This window comes from Herpetosiphon geysericola, from assembly GCF_001306135.1.
In the GTDB taxonomy this organism is placed as follows: domain Bacteria; phylum Chloroflexota; class Chloroflexia; order Chloroflexales; family Herpetosiphonaceae; genus Herpetosiphon; species Herpetosiphon geysericola.
Genome location: NZ_LGKP01000013.1, coordinates 26177 through 43607 on the forward strand (window position 1 = coordinate 26177; position 17431 = coordinate 43607).

The 17431-nt window shown below is 51.4% G+C and carries 8 protein-coding genes; 4 read left to right on the forward strand and 4 right to left on the reverse strand.

The features are described 5' to 3' along the window. Nucleotides 1-65 precede the first annotated feature (65 nt). The gene (locus SE18_RS07775) at nt 66-2903 is read left to right on the forward strand and encodes a cellulose binding domain-containing protein (protein WP_407928476.1); all 2838 of its coding nucleotides are present in this window, start codon (nt 66-68) and stop codon (nt 2901-2903) included. An 87-nt stretch (nt 2904-2990) separates the two neighbouring features. On the opposite strand, the gene SE18_RS07780 is transcribed toward SE18_RS07775, so the two are convergent. Further along, entirely contained in the window at nt 2991-5819 is a 2829-nt protein-coding gene (locus SE18_RS07780; RefSeq protein WP_054533873.1) for a hybrid sensor histidine kinase/response regulator, read from the reverse strand. 362 nt (nt 5820-6181) lie between these two features. Between SE18_RS07780 and SE18_RS27795 the strand changes: the two genes are divergently transcribed. Beyond that, nucleotides 6182-9571, forward strand: coding sequence for a glycoside hydrolase family 6 protein (locus SE18_RS27795; protein ID WP_201783481.1), 3390 nt, complete (start codon nt 6182-6184; stop codon nt 9569-9571). Between the two features lie 88 nt (nt 9572-9659). Here the strand turns inward: SE18_RS27795 and SE18_RS07790 are convergent, their stop codons facing one another. The 3 genes from SE18_RS07790 to SE18_RS07800 all read right to left on the reverse strand — a co-directional run bounded on the left by SE18_RS07790 (nt 9660) and on the right by SE18_RS07800 (nt 12227). Beyond that, complete coding sequence (locus SE18_RS07790) at nt 9660-10301, reverse strand: protein-methionine-sulfoxide reductase heme-binding subunit MsrQ (RefSeq protein ID WP_054533874.1); 642 nt, start codon at nt 10299-10301, stop codon at nt 9660-9662. Between the two features lie 12 nt (nt 10302-10313). After that, nucleotides 10314-11225 (reverse strand): protein-methionine-sulfoxide reductase catalytic subunit MsrP, encoded by a 912-nt coding sequence (gene msrP / locus SE18_RS07795; RefSeq protein WP_054533875.1) that lies wholly within the window; start codon nt 11223-11225, stop codon nt 10314-10316. 213 nt (nt 11226-11438) lie between these two features. Beyond that, entirely contained in the window at nt 11439-12227 is a 789-nt protein-coding gene (locus SE18_RS07800) for a class I SAM-dependent methyltransferase (RefSeq protein WP_054533876.1), read from the reverse strand. A 343-nt stretch (nt 12228-12570) separates the two neighbouring features. On the opposite strand from SE18_RS07800, the gene SE18_RS07805 reads away from it, so the two are divergent. Then, a complete protein-coding gene (locus SE18_RS07805) occupies nt 12571-12972 on the forward strand; it encodes a nuclear transport factor 2 family protein (RefSeq protein WP_054533877.1) in 402 nt (133 codons plus the stop codon). Between the two features lie 110 nt (nt 12973-13082). Beyond that, the gene (locus SE18_RS07810; RefSeq protein ID WP_054533878.1) at nt 13083-17405 is read left to right on the forward strand and encodes an ATP-binding protein; all 4323 of its coding nucleotides are present in this window, start codon (nt 13083-13085) and stop codon (nt 17403-17405) included. Nucleotides 17406-17431 lie beyond the last annotated feature (26 nt).

Below are 17431 nucleotides of genomic sequence, written 5' to 3' on the forward strand. Positions count from 1 at the left end.
TGCTTGCCTGCTGCTTTACCTAATAGATTTGATCCTAGGGTGCAAAGGAGACCCCATCTATGCGTATGCTAAAGATGGCCGCAGCAGTAGTGGTGCTGTTTGCAGGCGTGATTCAAGCAATGGTCGCCGTACCGCAATCGCGGGCGGCAAGCAGCCAGCCCTATACATGGGCCAATGCTGAGATTGTTGGCGGCGGTTTTGTGCCGGGCATTGTTTATAACCAGAGCGAACGCAATTTGGTCTATGCGCGTACCGATATTGGCGGCGCCTATCGTTGGAACCCAACGACCAAACGTTGGATTCCGCTGACCGACTGGATTAATGCAACCGATTGGAATTGGACAGGGATTGAGAGCTTAGCTACCGACCCTGTTGAACCCAATCGCCTCTATTTGGCCGCTGGTACGTATACCAACGATTGGACTTCGGCTAACGGTGCAATTTTACGCTCGAATGATAAAGGCAATACCTGGAGCCGCACTGATTTGCCCTTTAAGCTTGGTGGTAATATGCCAGGCCGCTCGATGGGCGAACGCTTGGCAATTGACCCCAACAAAAATAGCGTGCTCTATCTTGGGACGCGCGGCCAAGGGCTTTGGCGCAGCACCGATTATGGGGTGACATGGGCCAAAGTGACGAGTTTTTCGGCAGTCGGCAACTACACCGATCCCTATTTTGGCGACCGAACTGGGGTTGTGTGGGTGACATTTGACCCGCGTAGCGGCAGCAATGGCAGCGCTTCGCAGGTAATTTATGCAGGTGTGGTCGATACGACCACCAGCATTTATCGCAGCACTGACGGCGGCGCAACTTGGGCTGCCTTGGCGGGCCAACCAACTGCTGGCTATTTTCCGCATCACGCAACATTGGCCTCCAATGGCATGCTCTACATCACCTACAGCGATACGCCTGGGCCTTACGATGGCGGCAAGGGTGATGTTTGGAAATATAACACCGCCAATCAAACGTGGACGAATATTAGCCCCATTCCTTCGAGCAGCGCCGACGATTATTTTGGCTATGGCGGCTTGGCGGTTGATGCCCAAAACCCCAATACCTTGGTGGTCAGCAGCCTTAATTCATGGTGGCCCGATGCCTTGCTCTATCGCAGCACCGATGGCGGGGCAACCTGGAGCGGCATTTGGTCGTGGGGCAATTATCCAGAACGGATTTTCCGCTATACCCAAACTATTAGCACCGCGCCATGGCTTGATTTTGGTGGCACGGCCAATGCGCCGGAAGTTGCACCAAAATTGGGCTGGATGATCGGTGATATCGAAATTGATCCTTTTGATTCGAATACGCTGCTGTATGGCACAGGCGCAACCATTTATGGCACCAGCAATTTGACCGCTTGGGACACTGGTGGCACGGTTGACTTGGATGTGCGCGCGCATGGGCTTGAAGAAACGGCAGTGCTCGATTTGATTAGCCCACCATCGGGCGCGAATTTGGTCAGCTCATTGGGCGATATTGCTGGTTTTTACCATACTAGCCTGAACGTAGCCCCATCATGGTCGAACGGCTTGCAGCTTGGTACATCAACTGGCATCGATTTTGCTGAAAAGATGCCAACGACGATGGCGCGGGTTGGCTATGTTTCTGAAGGCAGCACAACCAAAAAATTAGCCTGTTCGTGGGATGGTGGCAAGAACTGGTCTCATGCTTCGAGTGAACCAACTGGCGCAGTTGGTGGCGGTAAAGTTGCTGTTGCCGCCGATGGTGCCAACCTTATTTGGAGCGGTACGAGCGCTCCAGTGAGCGTGGCCAGTGGTTGTGGCAACTCATGGACGGCCAGCGCTGGGATTCCAAGTGGCGCAGTGGTGGTTGCCGATCGGGTTAATGCCAAAACTTTCTATGGCATTGCCGCAGGTAGCTTCTACCGCAGCACCGATGGCGGCTTAAACTTTAGCCTCGTTGCCAGCAACTTGCCTGCTGAAACCACCAAAATCAAAGCAGTCCCAGGGATTGAAGGCGATGTTTGGTTGGCTGGGCGCAACGATGGCTTGTATCATTCGACCAATGGTGGCACAAGCTTCAGCAAAATTGCTGGAGTTCAAGTTGCCAACGTGGTTGGTTTTGGCAAGGCTGCACCAGGCCAGAGCTATCAGGCAATCTATATTACTGGCACGATTGATGGAGCTGAGGGCTTCTTCCGCTCGGATGATGGCGGCACAACTTGGGTGCGCATCAACGATGATCAACATCAATATGGCTCGACCAATGAAACGATTACTGGCGATCCCCGAATTTATGGCCGCGTGTATATTGGGACGAACGGGCGCGGGGTTATTTATGGCGATATCGCTGGCTCAACCCCGACCACTACGCCAGCCCCAGCCACGGCAACCGCAACCAGCGTGCCAGCTACGGCAACCAGTGCGCCTGCAACCGCAACGGCGACGCGGGTTCCAGCAACTGGCACGCCAACCTTTGTGCCTGCGACTAACACGCCAACCGCGACTCGCGTGCCAGCCACTGCAACAGCGACTCGCGTACCAGCGACAACTACGCCAACCGCACTGTCATTGACTCCAACGCCAACCAGCGTGCCAACCGCAACATCCACGCCGTCGGCTGGTGGTTGCAGAATCAATTATGCGGTCAATCAGTGGAACACGGGCTTTACTGGCAATCTAACAATCACAAAGTTGGGTGCGCCGATTAGCGGTGGCTGGACGTTGACCTGGAATTTTGCCAATGGTCAAACAATTAGCAGCAGTTGGAACACGGTTTTGACGCAAACTGGCACAGCAGTGACAGCCAAGCATAGCGCCGATTGGAATGCGACGATTGCAACCAATGGTACGCAAAGCTTTGGCTTTATCGCAAGCCATAATGGCAGCAATGCTGTGCCAACCAACTTTGTTTTGAATGGAGTTGCTTGTAGCGTTGCTCCATAATTGTTCGTGCAGTGAGTTTGCTTCTAGGCAGCAGGCTCGCTCAATGTTGGTAGCCACTGGCGAGCTTGCTTCTAGGTAGCGGGCTTGCTAGTGGCTTTGTTGCAGCAGGTCGTGAATTTTATTGGCCAAATCGGTAATTTCAAATGGTTTGCTGAGTAATTCCATATATTGTTCTAGCTGGCCGCTGCGCACAGCCGCCCGATCAGTATAGCCACTGACCAACAAAATTGGTAAGTTTGGGTAGCGCTGGCGAATCTGGAGTGATAAATCGTAGCCATCGGTTTTGGGCAGGCCAATATCAGTAATCATCAAATCAATTGGGATATTTTGGGCAAAAATTGCTAAGGCACTCGTTGCATCATACGATTCGAGGGTATGGTAGCCCAACTCGCCAAGCACATCAATTAACACCATGCGCACAGCCTCATCATCCTCGACGACCAAAATCGTTGCCCCTTCAATGCTCCGGGATTGGGCCGATTCGGCAGCAAAATTCGGGTCGATGCCGCTTTCATCGCGCGGCAAATAGAGCTTAATCGTGGTGCCTTGCTCAAGTTGGCTGTCAATGTGAATATGGCCGCCAATTTGTTTGATAAAGCCATAAATCATCGATAAGCCCAAGCCTGTGCCTTGGCCGAGTGGTTTGGTGGTAAAAAACGGATCAAAGGCGCGTTCGACGATCTCACTACTCATCCCAGTCCCAGTGTCGGCAACCTCGATCAACACATAGTCTGCTGGGTCAAGCTGTTGTTGAATGGCTTGTTGAGCGTTGAGGTTGCTGGTTGCAATCCGCAGCGTTCCGCCGTATGGCATGGCATCGCGGGCATTGATCGCTAAGTTGAGTAGGGCGTTTTCCAATTGATTGGCATCAGTTTGTACCCGCCAAACATCGCTGCCAAGCGTGGTTTCGACCTGAATCTGTTCGCCAAGGCTGCGTTGGAGCAAATCGTCAAGCGATTGAATTAGGCTATTAACATTGATTGGCTGCACATCGAGCGCTTGTTGGCGCGAAAAGGCAAGCAGGCGTTGGGTCAAGGCTGCTGCGCGCTTGGCCGATTTGACTGCGCTATTGATATAGCGTTCAATCGTATCAAAACGGCCAGCATTAATCCGACGTTGTAACAAATCAAGCCCACCCAAAATGCTAGTCAAAATATTATTAAAATCGTGGGCAATCCCACCAGTTAATTGGCCAATTGCCTCCATTTTTTGCGATTGACGGAGTTGGGTTTGCATGACCTCGATTTCAGCTTGGCGTTGTTTTTCGCTGGTAATATCGCGGGCAACACAGTACAGGTATTTATTGTCGAGCACTGCCGTCCACGAAAGCCAATGATACTTACCATCGCGATCGCGGAACCGATTTTCAAACGAGCTGGTGGGAATTCCCCGCGCCAATTTGGTAATTTCTTGCTGGGTGCGCTCCTGATCGTCTGGGTGTTCTAGCCAAGTGCTGGTGCGGCCAAGAATATCTGCATCATCCCAGCCGAGCGTGCGTTGCCAAGCAGGATTGATCGAAAGCCAATTGCCGTCTGGATCGGCAATGCCCAAGAGATCTTGGCTGACCAACCAAATGCGGTCGCGTTCGCGGGTGCGTTGGGCCACCAAGCCTTCGAGATCGTTATTGAGCGCTTGGAGTTGTTTTTCGGTGCGTTTTTCGCGGTCAATATCAATAATTGTGATTAATCCACCAGTGATCGTATTATCAAGGTCGCGGACGGGGCCGCCGATAACCTTAATCCACGCCCGCGAGCCATCGCCGCGTTGATAGTGAAAATCGCGCTCGGAAACTTGACCAGTTTGCACGGCAATCGCTAGCGGATATTCGTGGATTGGTACAAGTTGATTATTTTCGTCGTAGGCAATCCATTCGCCATAGGCATCGGTTGCAGGCGACGGCAAAACCGGATGTAGCAAAATGCGCTCGACATGGGCATTGCCATCGGTAATTCGTCCGGTCGGAGTTTCGGCAAAGACCAAACCAACTGGCAAGGTATCGAAAATTGCTCGTAAACGGGCTTCGCTATGGGCCAAAGCATCTTCGCGGCGCTTGCGTTCGGTAATATCGATCAGCACGCCAGGAAAGCGCTGTGGTTGATTATTTTCAAAAATACAAAAGCCACTTGCTTCGACCCAACGATAGCCACCATCGCGGTGGCGCACCCGATATTCGGCCTGATACGATTGGCCATTATGAATCGCTGATTCGATCAAGTGCGCAATGCTTGGGCGATCATCAGGATGAATTGACTCAAACATGGTGCTGACGCTCACGCCTTGGCTTGCAAGCACCGGATCAAGCGAAAAATACTCGGCAAAACGGGGATCGACGATACAGCGATCGGCCACAATATCCCAATCCCATGTGCCGATTAACAAGCCAGCATCTAAGGCTAATTGATAGCGTTCTTCGGCGCGATAGCGTTGTTGCTCAGCCAGCACTTGCGACGTTATTTCGACAACTAAGGCCATAACTCCCAGAATTTCGCCCTGTTGATCAACGATTGGGCTATAACTTAAGTCAAACCATGCTTGTTCAGTACGCCCATTCCGTTGGAGCATCAAAGCGTGCTTTTCATAGGTCAGGCTTTGGCCTGTAAACACCTGATCGAGGATCGCTTGATTAAAATCGGCAATTTCAGGCCACGCTTCAAGAATTGGACGGCCAAAAAGCTCAGGGTGGCGCGAACCAGCGATGGTCGAATAGCTAGCATTGTAGATTAGCAGGCCTTGCCTGCCCCATAACGTGGCGATCGCAACCGGAACCGCCAGCATCATATCCACGATGCTGCGCATGGTAGTTGGCCATGTTTCCATTGCCCCAAGCGGCGTTGAGCGCCAATCAAAGCTCTGAAGTAAGTTGGTGATCGTAGCTTGATCGACGCGAGGCTCGGCGGTTCGTAACGAATTCGGCATGGCAATCTGATCCTTTATGTCCTGAAAATGCGTGTTGTTATTGTACCAAAAACGTTGCCACCAAACCGACTTTCGCCTAATCAATTTTTACTTAAAAATTTCTAAAGAAATCCTATTGACAAAGTTGATTAAAAGCTTTAACATTTTTGTAATAGTTTTGGGATCGATCTCAAAAAACGTCCTCGCCTCCATCCCAATCTCTCTTTTCAGGCAATTAAGCACTGTAAATGAGACCGGTTCCAAAGGAGGATATCCACTTCAAGCAGTTTCCACGTTGAACGACAATGAATTGTTTGTGTACATAAAACCATGCGCGTTTTAATCGATGAAGAGTACACATACTACGCAAGGAGGCGAATTCGATGGCTCGGATCTTTAATTCCCGTGGATTAATTCTGGTTCTTTTAACCGCCGTGGTTAGCAGTGGCTTAGGCCAACTTAATGCCAAACCAACCGCCGCAGCTACCAGCTGCGAAGTCGTCTATAATATTGCTAACGATTGGGGTAGCGGTTTTATTGGCGATGTAACCCTCAAAAACACTGGTTCAGCGGTTTCAAACTGGATAGTTGGCTGGTCATTCGCAGGCAACCAGAACATCTCAAATCTTTGGGGTGGGGTTGTGGCCCAAACTGGGGCGAATGTTAACGTCAGCAACGCTGGCTGGAATGGCAATATTGGCACTGGTGGCACGGTAAACTTCGGTTTCCAAGCAACCTATAGTGGCGCAAATGCCAAACCAACCGCTTTTACCCTCAATGGTGTAACCTGTGGTGGCACCGTAGTTCCAACGAGTGTCCCAACCAACACAACGGTTCCCACCACTGTTCCGACGAACACTCCAGTTGCCAGCGCAACCACGCGCCCAACCAACACGACTGTTCCAACGAATGTTGTAACCAATACACCGGTTCCAAGCGCAACCACGCGCCCAACCAACGTTCCGACGAACACTCCAGTTGCCAGCGCAACCACGCGCCCAACCAACACGACTGTTCCAACTAACGTCCCAACGAATACGCCAGCTCCAACCACTGAGCCTGGAATTCACGTTGCAAACCCCTTTGTTGGCGCCCAAGGCTACATCAATAGCGAATATGCTGCCCGCGTGAACGCCGAAGCCAATGCCACTGGTGGCACACTTGGTTCACAAATGCGCAAGGTTGCTGAGTATCCAACCGCCGTTTGGTTGGATCGGATTGCCGCCATCGCTGGCAGCAGCGAATCGATGGGCTTGCGCGGTCACTTGGATGCAGCGCTCGTGCAACAACAAACCAGCGGCCAACAAGTTGCGATTACGATTGTCGTCTACGACTTGCCCAACCGCGACTGTGCGGCTTTGGCTTCAAACGGCGAGTTGAAAATCGCGGAAAATGGCTTGGCTCGCTACAAAGCGGAGTATATCGACCCGATTGCGGCGATTGTGGGCGAGAGCAAATATGCCTCGTTGCGGATTGTGGTGGTGCTGGAACCAGATTCCCTTTCGAACTTGGTGACCAACGCCAACATTCCGGCCTGTGCCGAAGCGATTTCGAGCGGTGCATATGTCCAAGGTGTCCAATATGCCATCAACAAACTGAATGTGACCAGCAATGTCTACATCTACATGGACATTGCCCACTCCGGTTGGTTGGGCTGGGATAGCAACTTCACGCCTGCGATTCAGCTGTACACCCAAACGGTGCGCGGCACGACCAAAGGCTTGAGTGGGATCGATGGCTTCATCTCGAACACCGCGAACTACACGCCATTGAACGAAGTGTTCTTGCCCAACTCGGGCTTGACCTTGGGTGGTGGCAATCCGATTCGCTCATCGTTGTTCTACGAATGGAACCCGTACTTCGACGAAGTGGATTATGTGGTGGCGATGCGCAACGCCTTCATCAGCGCCGGCTTCCCAAGTGGGATTGGGATGTTGATTGATACCAGCCGTAACGGTTGGGGTGGCACGGCTCGGCCAACGGCGGTAAGCAGCTCGAACTCGTTGGAAATCTATGTCAACGATTCGAAGTTGGATCGGCGTCCACACCGTGGTGGCTGGTGTAACCAAGCAGGGGCCGGGATTGGCGAACGGCCAACGGCAGCACCAGTGAGTGGGATTGATGCCTATGTGTGGGTCAAGCCTCCAGGCGAATCCGACGGCGTGGCGACGGCAGGGGTGATTGACCCCACCGACCCCGCCAAGCAGTTTGACGCGATGTGTGACCCGAATGCTCAAAACCGCTACAACCCAGCGTACCCAACCAATGCATTGGCGGGAGCACCCCACGCAGGGCGCTGGTTCTCAGCCCAATTCGCCATGTTGGTTCGCAACGCGTATCCTGCAATTTCGCAATCGACCAACCCAACTACAACTCCAGTTGCAACGACGGTTCCTGCAACTAGCACGCCAGTTGGCACGCCTGCTCCAACCAGCACGCCAGCCCCAACGAGCACACCAGCCCCAACCAGCGTTCCTGGTGTCCACGTGCCAAACCCCTTTGTTGGCGCCCAAGGCTACATCAATAGCGAATATGCTGCCCGCGTGAACGCCGAAGCCGATGCCACTGGTGGCACACTTGGTTCACAAATGCGCAAAGTTGCTGAGTATCCAACCGCTGTCTGGTTGGATCGGATTGCCGCCATCGCTGGTAGCAGCGAATCGATGGGCTTGCGTGGTCACTTGGATGCAGCGCTCGTGCAACAACAAACCAGCGGCCAACAAGTTGCGATTACGATTGTCGTCTATGACTTGCCCAACCGCGACTGTGCCGCTTTGGCTTCAAACGGTGAGTTGAAAATTGCGGAAAATGGCTTGGCTCGCTACAAAGCGGAATATATCGACCCAATTGCCGCGATTGTGGGCGAGAGCAAATATGCACCGTTGCGGATTGTGGTGGTATTGGAACCAGATTCCCTCTCGAACTTGGTGACCAACGCCAACATTCCGGCCTGTGCCGAAGCGATTTCGAGCGGCGCGTATGTCCAAGGGGTCCAATATGCCATCAACAAACTGAATGTGACCAGCAACGTCTACATCTACATGGACATTGCCCACTCTGGTTGGTTGGGCTGGGACAGCAACTTCACGCCAGCGATTCAGCTGTACACCCAAACGGTGCGCGGTACGACCAAAGGTTTGAGTGGGATCGATGGCTTCATCTCGAACACGGCCAACTACACGCCATTGAACGAAGTGTTCTTGCCCAACTCGGGCTTGACCTTGGGTGGTGGCAATCCGATTCGCTCGTCGTTGTTCTACGAATGGAACCCGTACTTCGACGAAGTGGATTATGTGGTGGCGATGCGCAACGCCTTCATCAGCGCCGGCTTCCCAAGTGGGATTGGGATGTTGATTGATACCAGCCGTAACGGTTGGGGTGGCACCGCTCGGCCAACGGCGGTGAGCAGTTCGAACTCGTTGGAAATCTATGTCAACGATTCGAAGTTGGATCGGCGCCCACACCGTGGTGGCTGGTGTAACCAAGCAGGGGCCGGGATTGGCGAACGGCCAACGGCAGCCCCATTGACGGGGATTGATGCCTATGTGTGGGTCAAGCCTCCAGGCGAATCCGACGGCGTGGCAACGGCAGGGGTGATTGACCCAACCGACCCCGCCAAGCAGTTTGACGCAATGTGTGACCCGAATGCCCAAAACCGCTACAACCCCGCGTACCCAACCAATGCGTTGGCGGGAGCACCCCACGCAGGGCGCTGGTTCTCATCACAATTCGCCATGTTGGTTCGCAACGCGTATCCTGCAATTGCACCGTAGGCTAGTTCCAACGCTGGACTATCCACGATACGCTCGCGACTAAACAGCCAAGGCGCAACGATTATTGCAATCGTTGCGCCTTGTGATTTTAGGAAGTTTCAGTTGAGCGATCAAGCGGTTTTGGCTGTTTATGTTGGCGCTGTTGCCAACGGCGGAATGCTGGCAAGCGCAACAATAAGAGAATGACAATCGCCAGGCCATACAGTAGCGGTTCGCGCACATCAGCCTTGACTAACCAGACATAATGCAACACTGCTAAGCCAGCGATTAGATAAACCAGCCGATGTAAAAGCCGCCAGCGCTTGCCGAGCCGCCGCATCCAGCCTTTGGTCGAGGTAATGGCCAACGGAATGAGCAAGAGCCAGGCAATTAAGCCAACGATGATATAGCGTTTTTCGCCGATCGCCTCGCCGATAAACTCCCAATCGAAGCCATAATCCCAGGCCACAAAAATCAACAGGTGCAAGCAAACATAGAAAAAAGCGTATAAGCCCAATGGTCGGCGCAACGCCGTGACCTGTTTAAATGGGGTAAAGGTCTTGATTGGCGTACAAACGAGTGAGAGCACCAAAATAATTAATGCAGTTTTGCCTGTGCGCAAGGTTGCTGCCTGAATCGGGTTGACAGTTAACTGATCGTTTAGATAATCGATAATCAATAACCCAAACGGCACCAGACACCCGATATGGACCAAATAGCGTAGCCAATGACGTTTGAGTTGATTGAGCATGCAAGCTACCTTTTAATAATTGACAGCTAAATCCATATCTTTGTACAACGAAGCGACTTCATCGGCGTAGCCATTGAAGGGCAAGGTGCGGCGGCGGCCTACCTCGCCAATGCGGCGCTCGCTGGATTGTGACCAACGTGGGTGGGGCACATCGGGATTAACATTGGCATAGAAGCCATATTCATCTGGCGCTGCGTTCATCCACAAACTGGTTGGTTGCTCGGCCACAAGCTCAATTTTGACGATCGATTTGATGCTTTTGAAGCCATATTTCCATGGCACGGCGAGGCGCAACGGCGCACCATTTTGGGGCAAAATAGGCTTACCATAGACTCCAGTTGCCATCAAGGTCAAATCGTTCATCGCTTCGTCGAGCCGCAAGCCCTCGACATAGGGCCAAGTGTAGTAGCTGCTATTTTGGCCGGGCATTTCTTCGGGGCGCATCACGGTTTCAAAGCGCACATATTTGGCAGCGCTGGTTGGCTCAACTTGTTTCAACAAGCCAGCAAGGCTAAATCCCGTCCAAGGAATGACCATCGACCAGCCTTCGACACAGCGCAAACGATACACTCGTTCTTCTTGAGTAAACTGCTTAAGCAAATCTTCGATTGCAAAGGTTTGGGGTTTGTTGACCAAGCCGCCAACTTCAACCGTCCATGGCGTGGTAGTGAAGTTTTTGGATTTTGCGGCAACTGCTTCTTTATCGGTGCTAAATTCATAAAAATTGTTGTAGTTGATGATCGATTCGTAGGGAGTTTGCACATCAACGCCAGCTGGCAGATTGCTGGTGTCTTCGCTGCCGCAGGCGGCTAACAGCGCGGCGCTGCCAACCAAGGCCGCTGCGCCCTTAATAAATTGGCGGCGCGAATGGAACAACGCTTCGGGAGTTATCTCCGATGAGGGAATCTTTTTCATGCTCAGCATCCTTATAACTAGCAACCACTAACCCAACCTACGTTTGGCTAGCCCAAATAGATCCACGTTGCTGTTGTTAGTATAGGGCTGAGATATTAATAGAGTATTACACCACGCTTACAGCTTACGATCAATTGCAACGATGCTAAACCAAGCGCCATCAACATGCATTAAATAAAAACGCCACACTGATAGTTGATTGGCTATCAGTGTGACTTTGAACTATTGCGCTACAATGCCTTTGATCGCATTGACATGGGCGTGAAGCGTGATCTGGCCATTGGTTTCAAGCGGTAGAGATGCGCGGATCTGGGTTTGGAAGGCTTGTTGCTCAGCGGCACTCATGGCATTCAGTTGTGGGCCAACGCTGGGTGCGCCAAGCACAGTTTGCCAATAATCAGCAAAATCAACAAACGTGCGGGTTACGCTGATGACTTCGCTTTCAAGATTCATCAGGCCTGCCTGTTGCCAAAGCTCTTGCATAACCGCCATTTGCGAGGCCTCGGCGCTCGGCGGACGTGGCACGCTGATGCCTGTATTAACCAAAGCTGCTTGTAACGAGGCATAGGGAAAGCCGCCGCCAAGCATATCCCAAGCGTAGGCCGCAACGGTTCCGCCTGGGGCAACCACCCGTGCCATTTCGGCAACGCCTTTGGCAGGCTCTGGCACAAAGAAAATCACCAAGGGCATAACGGCGATATTGACACTGTTAGCATCCAAAGGCAGGTTTTGGGCATCGCCTTCCTCCAGTTTGACTGGATAATCTGCCAAGCGTTGGCGGGCATAGCCAATTTGGGCTGGTGCTGGATCGATCCCCGTGACGGCGCTTGGTTGGCATTGTTTGAAGATTATTTCGGTAAACGCGCCGTTGCCACAGCCAACATCAAGCCAGCTTAAGCCGTTTTGCGGAGCGAGCCAAGCCAGAAATTTGGCTGCTACCAGTTGGCTCCATACACCCATATAGCGCTCATAGCTTGCGCCATCGTCGAAGCGAATTTGATCGTTTGACATAACATCCTCAACCACACATTAAATCTATACTGCCACTATAGGTGCATTGAAGGGGTTTTTCAAGAGTGTTGGAGGTTGGGCATCGGGGTCAGGGGTTAGGGGGTGCTATCATTGGGTAGCTGAAAGACCAGCGTTGATTGGCATTCCTCACCTTCATGCAATTCGTGGAATTCGTGGCAAACAAGCTGCTTCGCGGTTCCTGATCCCTGACCGCTCATCCCTGACACCTTTCATGCGAACGACCGATTGACAAGCTATGGCTTGAGCTTCTAGACTAAGAACGTTGCTTAATTGATTGAGCAGCACGCGTAATCCTCATTGTGGTGCATAACCGGAGTTATGAATGAACCAGGCAACTAGCGACGACATTGCGGCAATTCAGCAAGCGGCCCTCGACTATTTGGAATCTCAGCATACGCTCAACCCTGAACAAATGCAGCGCAGTATTCATCCGCGCATGGTCAAACGCACGGTCTGGACGCATCGCGGCACTGGCAAGGAATATTTGCGCGAAGCAAGCGCCGAAGAGATGATTTTGCTAGCGGCAAGTTACAATCAGGCAGGCGATAAGTTTCCGCCAAATCCACAAAAAACCGTTGAAATTCTCGATGTGCAAGGCGTTGTTGCCAGCGTAAAGTTGACCGCTGATGAGTGGATCGATTATATGCATATTGTCAAAATCAATGATCACTGGACGGTCGTCAATGTGCTGTGGGCCTATCACGATCTCGCGGCCCACCGCTAATGGACGCATATTGATCGATGATTGCGTGGTTGATGATTTGTGATCCAACAGCCACGCAATTTTCCTGCAAGCTGGCCGAAGTTTGTTTTTGTAGCTTAGAGAGAAGCAGAATGTCAATTAATGAACATGAACTACGGGCAGCAGCGATGCATCGCGAAAGCGTGCGCTTGCTCCAGCTTCGGTTAGCTGGCTTCGTTGGGCGAGTGACGGAACAAGCAGCAATTAATCAGTTAATCGCCCAAACCTGCCCGACAGGCGGCTATGTCTTGGTGACTGGCGGTGCTGGCGAAGGCAAAAGCAGCCTCATCGCCCAATTAATCGTGCGTGCAGGCTTGGAGCATACGCCGCATCACTTTATTGCCCTTACCCCGGGCCGCGCCTATCAACTCGATCTGTTGCGCAGCATCGTTGCCCAATTAATGCTTAAGCACAATTTGACCAATGGCTATTTTCCTACCGACAGTTACCCTGCACTACGCTTGGAATTTGGGCGCATACTACAAACGCTCTCGGAGAGCGGCATTACCGAAACAATCTATCTTGATGGCTTGGATCAGCTGCAACCAGAAGTTGATGGTAGTCGCGATTTGACGTTTTTGCCCTTGCGGCTGCCGCCGGGGATTGTAATTGTGCTTGGCGCAAGGCCCAACGAGAGCCTTGCAAGCCTGGCACTTGAACAGGGCGTGATTTACAGCGTGCCGCCTTTGAGCGAGGCCGATGCGATTACCCGTTGGCAAATGCTGCAACCAGCGCTTGAATCGCACCGATTACAACAATTAGCCCAAGCGCTCAAGGGCAATGCCTTGTTGGTGGAGTTGGCAGCGCGGGCTATGAGCACAATGCCTGTTGCTGAAGTTGTGCCCATCATCGACCAAAGCATTGCTGATTCGACCAATCTGTTTCGGCTGAGTTTGGCACGGATTCAAGCCCTCGCGCCAACCGAATGGCACATGATCATGCGGCCCAGCTTGGCGGTTTTGTTGGTGAGCCAAGAGCCATTGACGCCCGCCTTGCTCGCAGCAATACTTGATCAACCAGTCGCAGCGCTGTCAGCACCGATCGCGCTGCTCGCAGGTTGGGTCAGTACTGCCGCCGATCAGCGCTTAGTATTGCGCCATTTGTTGTTTCATGCCTATTTGCAAGATCACGAATTTACGCCCCTTGAACTGCGCGAATGGCATAGCCGAATGGCCGACTGGTGTGGAGCTGAGCTTGATGCAATTTGGCAGGAGAGCAGCGATCCCGTCGAACAGGCACGGCGCTGGTATGCACGCCAGCATTACATTACCCACTTGGCGCAAGCAGAGCGTTGGGCTGATTTGTGGCAGGTGATTGATGCAGGCGATTATGGAGCGCAGAAAATTCGCTTTGAGCCAAGCACGCGCTTGTATGGCCTCGATTTGGATCGGGCGCGCGAGAGTGTGATTGCAGCAGGCCAAAGCCTTGAACAGCAGCTTGAACTATTGCCGCGACTGTGGCGCTATAGCCTGCTGCGCACCAACCTCACCAGCCATGCAGATCAATGGGATGATTATGTGTTTGTGATTTTAGCAGTGGTTGGGCGGGTAGCCGAAGCCTTGGCCCAGATTGAGATTTGCTCTGATCCAATGCGCCAAGTGCTTTTGTGGGCTTGGATTGTGCCGTATGCAGAGCCAGATCGCCGCTTGACGATCTTTCAGCGCATGGAGCAAGTTGCCCGCAGTATGCACGATCACCGAGAGCGGGATTATGCGCTGCATCAGCTTGCGCTAGCCTATGCTGATAACGATATGCTAGATCAGGCATTATCAATTGCACGCACGCTTGACGATACTCGCGATCAAACCTTGGCTCATTGCGTAGAAACGGCAATCAATCAAGTTAATTTAGCCCAAGCTGCGGGTATTATTAAGCAGATTCAAGTTCCAAAGTATCAGCTTAAGAGTGCAGTACTTTTGGCGACGACGTTAATTGCGGTTGCTGAATTTGCACAAGCACGCCAATTATTAACCGAAACTATTCCCTTTGCTTATTCTGAGCATGTGGTCATACTCAACGCTATGCTTGCAACGGTCGAGTGGCGCGTTGGCAACCAGCAACAAGCCCAAGCATTGTTGATCAAGGCCCACGCCAGAAACGAACGATTGAACAATGAATCGCAACTCTTGGCGCTACCAGCGTTGATTAAGGGTTACTTGAATCAAGGGAATTTGGCCAAAGCTCGGAGTTTACATACTGCAATCGAATCGGATCGTTTTCGGCGTGAATTGGTTTTGATCTATATTGAGCATAGTGATGGAGCAACTGCCGTTGATTTAGCGGCCACAATTACTGATTGGCACAGTCGCGATCCAGCCTATGCTGCGCTCGCTGAGTGGTATTGCACCCATGCTGAGCCTGATCTTGCAGAAACAATGATTCAACTGATTGTTGATCCGCATCTGCGGGTTGAATGTTATTGTTCGTTGGCGCGCAGCTATGGCAACTATGTACAAATTGATGAGTTGCTTGCTGCTGTGCGGCTGGCATTAGCTGAGCATGTTCAGAATTACAATACTGTAAAAAGTTTGCTGTCCATCGCCAACACCTATGCTGAGCACGCCATGCACGATCAGGCGCATAGCACGTTTGAGCAGGCATTAGCTACCATAGTTGATACCGCGACATCAAGAGTACTCGTCAATGAGCACATGTATCTATTGCGACTGTTAGCTCAAATGGTCAAGCATTATGACTACGCTGATCTTTGTCAGCAAGTCGTTCAAGCTGCCTTGTTAACTGGTCTTCAACCAGCATTTGAATATTCTTTGGAATTTGAGAAAGCCAAGATCTATCTCAACCATGGTGCTATTGATTCGGTGCGCCAGATTATTGATCAAGGTATAGCGCCATATTTGGCGGTTGACCTTTTCGAAATGCTCGCAACTCGGGCAATAGAGCAACAGGATTATGCTCAAACGCAACGCTATTTGCTTGCAGCCTTGCCCTACGCCAAAGCGGTTGATTCTACTACGCCGATTCGTTTGCTTTGTAACCTTGCCATCACAGCGTTGCCCAATGGATTTAAGTCACTCGGTGAAACCATGCTTCGTGAAGCTACCCAGCTATTGCCCACAATTGAAACTCAAACTAGGCAGACTTGGGCTGGTTCAGAGCTTGTACGTCAATATCATTCCTATGGGATGTTAGCCGAGGCAAGTACGATTATCCAGGCAATGGCTACACCGAAATCGCGGTCGAGTATTATTCAATACCTCAGTAGTCGTTATGCTGCTAGTGGCGAGATTGAGCAAGCCTATACAATTCTACAGTTAGGATCATTTCATCCCGACGACTATCGGTCAAATCTCTGTGGAATTGTCATTCAAGCGCATAAACTTGGTTTGGCCAAGCAGGCGCAAGCCTATTGGGCGGAAGTTATTGCTGCCTGTAACCAGATACCCGATCCAATCCGCAAGCTTCAGCAGATTAAGGATCTGGCGTTGCTTCAAATTTACTATGGCTCCAATCACTATCTTAGCAAATTATTAAATTCCATCAGAACTATGCGCTACCCAGTATCAAAAGAGTATGTTTATGTTGGCGTTCTTTGTGAAATTGCCCGAGCCTATGCGAAGCAAGGCAATTATGCTGCGTGTATTGATTGGTTGCGCTATGCGCATACCATTTCCCAATCGATTGTTAGCCAAACCCGACCCAAAGTTGTTGCTTACCGCTACGTTGCTGCAACCTATCTTAACCATGCTCCTGATACAGATACCCAAGCATTTTTGACTGATCTGCTAAGCCTCGCCGATGGCATAAAACCAAGCAGCTATGCAGACGATCTGTTTAATTGCTTGACTGAGATTTGTACTGATTACGCAGTGCGTGGCCATGCTGAGTTCTTTACCAAAGCCTATCAGTATGCATTGCAAATTTCAGAGGTTCAGAAACGTGCGCGGGCGCTTAGAACAGTTGCCAATGGCTATGCCGATGTTGATAATCGGCCTGCACTCCAAGCGCTGATTGCTGAAATACACCAAATGGCTCTTAATTTGGGGCTTGAAACTGTCGCCATGACCTATGCCAAATGTGGCGATTTGGCCTTTGCTAAGGAGTTGATTATAAATGGCGATCCTTGGGAAGAAAAAGATTTTGTCTTGGAATATTTAGTGCCAGCGTTGTTACAAGCTGCTGATCCTATTAGCGCCTATGAGCTTGTGCCGAGCTTTAATTCGCTATCCAAACGAATCGAAGCTCTACGCCAGATTGTTGCTTACTATGTTGAACAGCAACAAATCGCCGAAAGTATCCAGCTTATTTATGCTGTATGGCGTAATTGCGCTGTTGCCGCTGAACTATGGGAACTGCGCACAATCGTGGAAGCGCTTGATTCCACCAACCCTTGGCTCTCGATCGCTTTGCTCGATGGCGTTCCATGGGTCGAGCAACAACTCCAGCGCTATGGCTAGAGAGCAATGAGTCTCTAGCAATTGAG

Coding starts and splice junctions, on each gene's coding strand:
- SE18_RS07805 (WP_054533877.1), top strand. CDS start 12,571: ATGAACCAGGCAACTAGCGACGACATTGCGGCAATTCAGCAAGCGGCC.
- SE18_RS07780 (WP_054533873.1), bottom strand. CDS start 5,819: ATGCCGAATTCGTTACGAACCGCCGAGCCTCGCGTCGATCAAGCTACG.
- SE18_RS27795 (WP_201783481.1), top strand. CDS start 6,182: ATGGCTCGGATCTTTAATTCCCGTGGATTAATTCTGGTTCTTTTAACC.
- SE18_RS07810 (WP_054533878.1), top strand. CDS start 13,083: ATGTCAATTAATGAACATGAACTACGGGCAGCAGCGATGCATCGCGAA.
- msrP (WP_054533875.1), bottom strand. CDS start 11,225: ATGCTGAGCATGAAAAAGATTCCCTCATCGGAGATAACTCCCGAAGCG.
- SE18_RS07775 (WP_407928476.1), top strand. CDS start 66: ATGCTAAAGATGGCCGCAGCAGTAGTGGTGCTGTTTGCAGGCGTGATT.
- SE18_RS07800 (WP_054533876.1), bottom strand. CDS start 12,227: ATGTCAAACGATCAAATTCGCTTCGACGATGGCGCAAGCTATGAGCGC.
- SE18_RS07790 (WP_054533874.1), bottom strand. CDS start 10,301: ATGCTCAATCAACTCAAACGTCATTGGCTACGCTATTTGGTCCATATC.